Origin of the sequence: Rahnella sp. AN3-3W3, assembly GCF_003263545.1 — a bacterium.
Lineage (GTDB): Bacteria > Pseudomonadota > Gammaproteobacteria > Enterobacterales > Enterobacteriaceae > Rahnella > Rahnella variigena.
The window spans coordinates 38,291-44,290 of the sequence record NZ_JYDG01000103.1; the positions used below are offsets into that span (position 1 = coordinate 38,291).

At 53.0% G+C, this 6,000-nt stretch carries 6 protein-coding genes; all 6 read left to right on the forward strand.

Features of this window, described 5'->3' with window-relative positions:
• The first annotated feature begins 226 nt into the window (after positions 1 to 226).
• The 6 genes from flhD to cheW all read left to right on the forward strand — a co-directional run bounded on the left by flhD (position 227) and on the right by cheW (position 5,982).
• Positions 227 to 571 carry a flagellar transcriptional regulator FlhD gene (gene flhD, locus UC15_RS22250; RefSeq protein ID WP_101078669.1) on the forward strand — a complete coding sequence of 115 codons (345 nt, stop codon included), beginning with the start codon at positions 227 to 229 and terminating at the stop codon, positions 569 to 571.
• Between the two features lie 2 nt (positions 572 to 573).
• Entirely contained in the window at positions 574 to 1,182 is a 609-nt protein-coding gene (gene flhC, locus UC15_RS22255) for a flagellar transcriptional regulator FlhC (RefSeq protein ID WP_112291020.1), read from the forward strand.
• Between the two features lie 177 nt (positions 1,183 to 1,359).
• The gene (motA, locus tag UC15_RS22260) at positions 1,360 to 2,250 is read left to right on the forward strand and encodes a flagellar motor stator protein MotA (RefSeq protein ID WP_112291022.1); all 891 of its coding nucleotides are present in this window, start codon (positions 1,360 to 1,362) and stop codon (positions 2,248 to 2,250) included.
• A complete protein-coding gene (gene motB / locus UC15_RS22265; protein WP_112291024.1) occupies positions 2,247 to 3,350 on the forward strand; it encodes a flagellar motor protein MotB in 1,104 nt (367 codons plus the stop codon). The genes motA and motB overlap by 4 nt, the downstream gene beginning before the upstream one ends.
• A gap of 36 nt (positions 3,351 to 3,386) precedes the next feature.
• Entirely contained in the window at positions 3,387 to 5,402 is a 2,016-nt protein-coding gene (cheA, locus tag UC15_RS22270; RefSeq protein WP_198659754.1) for a chemotaxis protein CheA, read from the forward strand.
• Positions 5,403 to 5,484: 82 nt separating this feature from the next.
• On the forward strand, positions 5,485 to 5,982 hold the full coding sequence (cheW, locus tag UC15_RS22275) for a chemotaxis protein CheW (RefSeq protein ID WP_013575095.1): 498 nt from the start codon (positions 5,485 to 5,487) through the stop codon (positions 5,980 to 5,982).
• Positions 5,983 to 6,000 lie beyond the last annotated feature (18 nt).

The window sequence follows — 6,000 nt, forward strand, 5'->3', positions numbered from 1 at the left end:
TGTCACAATTAATTTAGTTTACATCAGGAACAACTTTGTATTGGCGGTGAAGTAAATACCGCGGGATAAATCTAACTTTCATCGCAGGATTTATTAAACAGCCAATGATCCAATTGTTTTGATAGTAAAAAATACTCCTGTCACGCCGGGTGAAACTCTCGCTGCATGGAATATGTCTATCAATCAGCCACCTTTAAAAGTGGCATCGGTAATGGGGTAGAACAGAATGTCCGAATTGCTTAAGCACATATATGATATCAACCTGTCATATTTACTGTTGGCGCAGCGTTTGATTAACGACGAAAAAGCCTCAGCGATGTTCCGGTTGGGAATTGATGACGTCATGGCAGACACACTTGGTCAGCTCACGTTGCCACAGATGGTGAAATTAGCTGAAACGAACCAGCTTTTGTGTCAGTTCCGCTTTGATGACAGCAAAACGATTGAACGCCTGACACAAGAATCGCGCGTGGATGACCTGCAGCAAATCCATACCGGCATTCTGTTGTCGAGTCATTTGCTCAAAGGTCTGGCTGCGAAAGATAGCGGCGCGATGAAGAAAAGGGCGTAGCTATGTCTGGGAAAGATGGGTTAACCAAACCGGCAGAAAAAAGTATCGTTCAGGAAGCGCGCGACATTCAGCTTGCCATGGAACTGATTACGCTGGGTGCCCGGCTACAGATGCTGGAAAGCGAAACGCAATTAAGTCGTGGCCGGCTGATCAAACTGTACAAAGAACTGCGTGGAAGTCCTCCGCCGAAAGGAATGTTGCCGTTCTCTACTGACTGGTTTATGACCTGGGAACAAAACATTCATTCTTCCATGTTTTACAACGCGTACTCTTTCCTCTTAAAGAGCGGGCATTGTAATGGGGTGGAAGCGGTGATTAAAGCTTACCGTCTGTATCTTGAACAATGTCCTGAACAACCCGGTGAAGCGCCGATCCTCGCGCTGACACGTGCGTGGACACTGGTCCGTTTTGTCGACAGCGGCATGTTGCAACTCTCTGCGTGTAACTGCTGTGACGGTTCATTTATTACCCATGCACACCAGCCCCGTCACGGGTTTGTTTGCAGTCTTTGCCAGCCCCCATCCCGAGCAGTAAAAAAACGTAAACTTTCCCCGCAGGTTGCCGATATAACATCTCAAGAGCTGGACGAACAGGTCAAGCGCGCTGTCTGAGATGATTGGGTTGCAGTAAGTCGTTCTGAGCGGTGGTAACACCGCTCATCATTTCCCCCCCGAATATCTCAGTCATTACTGGCACCGTTTATGCACGTCTTAGCGGCATAAACCTCGGCAGAATCATGGCGTCGCGCTTTTCCTCGCCCTAAAACCACATCGAATTAAGGATTCATCGTGCTAGTGATAATAGGTTACATCGTGGTGTTGGGCTCAGTGTTCGGCGGTTTCATGCTCGTCGGCGGTGAACTGGGCGCGTTATACCAACCCGCAGAATTACTCATCATCGGCGGTGCAGGCATCGGTGCCTTTTTCGTGGGTAACAACGGAAAAGCGATTAAATCCACAATGCGCGCGCTGCCTCAGTTGTTCCGCGCATCGAAATACAACAAAGCGTTGTATATGGATCTGATGGCGTTGCTGTACCGCTTACTGGCGAAATCACGTCAGCAGGGGATGCTGTCGCTGGAAAATGACATCGACAATCCCAACGAAAGCGACATTTTCGCTAATTATCCGCGCATCCTTGCCGATAAGCATTTAGTCGAATATCTGACTGATTATCTCCGCCTGATGGTGAGCGGCAACATGAATGCTTTTGAAATTGAAGCATTGATGGATGAAGAAATCGAAACCTACGAGCACGAAAGCGAAGTGCCTGCCAACAGCCTGGCGCTGGTCGGTGATTCACTCCCGGCTTTCGGTATCGTCGCAGCGGTGATGGGCATCGTTCATACCCTGGCGGCGGCGGATCGTCCGGCGGCTGAACTCGGTGCGCTGATTGCGCATGCGATGGTCGGGACCTTCCTCGGTATCCTTCTGGCATACGGGTTTATTTCTCCGCTTGCCAGCGTTCTGCGCCAGAAAAGCGCGGAAAACGCCAAGATGATGCAATGCATCAAAGTGACATTGCTTTCCAGCATCAATGGTTATGCGCCACAAATCGCCGTCGAGTTTGGCCGTAAGACGCTTTACACCTCTGAACGTCCTTCCTTCATCGAACTGGAGGAGCACGTTCGCCAGGTTAAGTCGCCGGGTCAGAAACAAACTGAAGAAGAAAAAGTATGAAGCATCAAAGCCATCCAATCGTTGTTGTCCGCAAGAAAAAGAACAAGCACGGCGGAGGGCATCACGGCGGTTCGTGGAAGATTGCTTACGCTGACTTTATGACAGCGATGATGGCTTTCTTCCTGGTGATGTGGCTGATTTCGATCTCCAGCCCTAAAGAACTGGTGCAAATTGCCGAATACTTTCGTACACCGCTGGCGGTGGCGATAACCGGCGGGCCGCGCAGCAGTGATGCGACCAGCCCGATCCCGGGCGGCGGGGAAGACCCGACCGTGCAGGACGGCGAAGTGCACAAAATGGATCAGTCGCAGGGCGAGAGCAAACGTGAGGCCGGTGATTTACAACGCTTGCAGCAGAAACTCGAAGACATGCTTGCGTCTGACCCGCGGCTGAAAGATTTGCGTCCGCATCTGATGATTAACCTGACCGAACAGGGTTTACGCATCCAGATTATTGATAGCAAAAATCGTCCGATGTTCCAGCTGGGCAGCGCGATTGTCGAGCCGTATATGCGCGATATTCTGCGCGCTATCGGGCCGGTGCTGGATGATTTTCCGAATAAAATCAGTCTTGCAGGCCATACGGACGATATGCCGTATGCGCAGGGCGAACGCGGGTACAGCAACTGGGAGCTCTCGACAGATCGCGCAAATGCTTCACGTCGCGAAATGATTATCGGCGGACTCAGTGAAGGTAAAGTTCTGCGCGTGATGGGCATGGGATCCACCATGCAGTTAAAAAACCATCCGGCGGGTGACGCGATTAACCGGCGTATCAGCATTTTAGTTCTGAACAAACATGCTGAAGAAGCGATTGAACGTGAAAACAGCGAGGGTGAAGCGATCACTATCAGTGACGCCGGCGAACTGCAAAAAGCTGTGCCGGGACGTCAGACGGCACCGGCGCTGGCGCCAAAAATGAGCCCGGCTCCGGCTGCACCTGCGGTACCTGATTCATCAGCAGCACCAGCACCATCACAATTACAGGCACCATCAATACCCGGGATTGAGACGCAGACGCCAGTGACACCACCGGCAGGCGCTCAACCTGCGACGGCAGCTCCGGCTGTCGCGGCAGGCACGGCACCTGCGACACATTAACAAGCCGCGATTCACAGCAGAGGTGATCACGTGAGCATGGATATTACTGATTTTTATCAGACATTTTTTGATGAAGCAGACGAGCTGCTGGCGGACATGGAACAACATCTGTTGTTACTTGATCCGCAGGCGCCAGATGTTGAGCAGCTCAATGCGATTTTCCGCGCAGCGCACTCAATCAAAGGCGGGGCGGCAACGTTTGGATTTACGGTTTTGCAGGAAACGACTCACTTACTGGAAAACCTGCTCGACGGTGCGCGTCGCGCTGAAATGAGCCTGAGCACCGACATCATCAACCTGTTTCTGGAAACAAAAGACATTATGCAGGAGCAACTCGACGCCTATAAATCCTCCCGGGATCCTGATGCAGAAAGTTTTGAATATATCTGTGCAGCCCTGAGACAACTGGCCCTCGACGCGCAGGAACAGCGCGAACCTGCGCCGGAACTTCACGTGGTGGAAGATGAACCCGCAGCGGCTGCGCCCGTCGCGGCAGCAACGCCTGCGGCGAAAGGCGGGATGCGTGTCCGCCTGTCCGGCCTGAAAACGCAGGAAGTGCCTGTCATGCTCGAAGAGCTGGGCAATCTTGGCGAAATCAAAGATCCGGTTCAGACCGCAGACAGCGTGGAAGCCACGCTTATCACTACGGTGACCGAAGACGACATTATTGCGGTGCTGTGTTTTGTGCTGGAACCGGAGCAAATCAGTTTCACACAGGCCGCTGTGCCTGCGGTTGCTGAATCCGCACCTGCGCCAGCCCCGGCCGTCACTGAAAGCGCCGCCGTCGCCGTGCGTCCGGCACCGGTTCTGACTGCCGTGCCTAACAGCGAACCGGCGAAAGCCCGTGCGTCAAAAGCCGCTGAATCGACCAGTATTCGTGTCGCCGTCGAAAAAGTGGATCAGCTGATCAACCTGGTCGGCGAACTGGTGATCACTCAGTCGATGCTGGCGCAACGTTCCGATTTGCTGGATCCGGTGGTTCACAGCGACCTGCTCAACAGCATGGGACAGCTTGAGCGCAACGCCCGTGATTTGCAGGAATCGGTAATGTCGATTCGTATGATGCCGATGGAATTCGTGTTCAGCCGCTTCCCGCGTCTGGTGCGCGATCTCGCCAGCAAACTGAATAAGCAAATCGAACTGACCCTGCTCGGCAGCTCTACCGAACTGGATAAGAGCCTGATCGAACGCATCATCGACCCGTTAACGCACCTGGTGCGTAACAGTCTGGATCACGGTGTGGAAACACCGGAAGTGCGTATTGCCAACGGCAAAGAGCCGACCGGTAACTTGACGCTTTCTGCTGAACATCAGGGCGGGAATATCTGCATTGAGGTCATCGATGACGGTGCCGGTTTGAACCGCGAACGTATTCTGGCGAAAGCCGCGTCGCAGGGCATGAACGTCAGCGAAAACATGAGCGATGAAGAAGTCGGCATGTTGATCTTCGCTGCCGGGTTCTCGACCGCAGAAAAAGTGACGGATGTTTCCGGTCGCGGCGTCGGCATGGACGTCGTGAAACGTAACATCCAGGAAATGGGCGGCCATGTTGAAATCCATTCCCAGCAGGGGAAAGGCACAACCATCCGTATTCTGCTGCCGCTGACGCTGGCCATTCTCGACGGCATGTCCGTTAAAGTGGGCGAAGAAGTCTTTATTCTGCCGCTGAATGCCGTCATGGAATCGCTGCAACCGCTGGCTGAAGATTTGCATCCGCTGGCCGGTGGCGAGCGTGTTCTGCAGGTGCGTGGTGAATACCTGCCGCTGGTTGAGCTCTACAACGTCTTCGATGTGAAAGAGGCCAAAACCGAAGCCACACAGGCCATTGTTGTGATTTTACAAAGTGCAGGCCGTCGCTACGCCTTGCTGGTTGATCAACTGATTGGTCAGCATCAGGTGGTGGTGAAAAACCTGGAAAGTAACTATCGCAAAGTGCCTGGCATTTCCGCCGCCACCATTTTGGGCGACGGCAGTGTGGCATTGATCGTGGATGTGTCTGCCTTGCAGTCGCTGAACCGCGACAAACTGGCAACGGGCGTCTCTGCCGCATAACCAGCAACGCTTCCGGTGACCGCAATGTCGCCGGGTGTGAAAAACTCAGGCCGATTAAAAGATAAAAGCAAAGGTGAACAACATGGCAGGACTTGCAACCGTGGCAAAAATTGCGGGTGAAACAGTAGGTCAGGAATTTCTGATCTTTACTTTAGGCGACGAAGAATACGGCATTGATATCCTGAAAGTGCAGGAAATCCGCGGTTACGATCAGGTAACCCGCATTGCTAACACGCCTGCGTTTATTAAAGGTGTCACCAACCTGCGAGGCGTTATCGTGCCTATCCTCGACCTGCGTGTGAAGTTCGCGCAGGAAGATGTGATTTACAATGAAAACACCGTGGTGATCGTGCTGAACTTCGAAAACCGCGTCGTCGGGATCGTGGTAGACGGCGTATCCGACGTGCTTTCTCTGAGCCAGGATCAGATCCGTCCGGCGCCGGAATTCGCGGTGACCATGTCGACGGAATACCTGACGGGGCTGGGTTCGCTCGGCGACCGGATGTTGATTCTGGTGGATATTGAGAAGTTGCTGAGTAGTGAGGAAATGGCGCTGGTTGATAGCGTGACTAAGATTTAAGTCTTTAAAGTCAAGGTC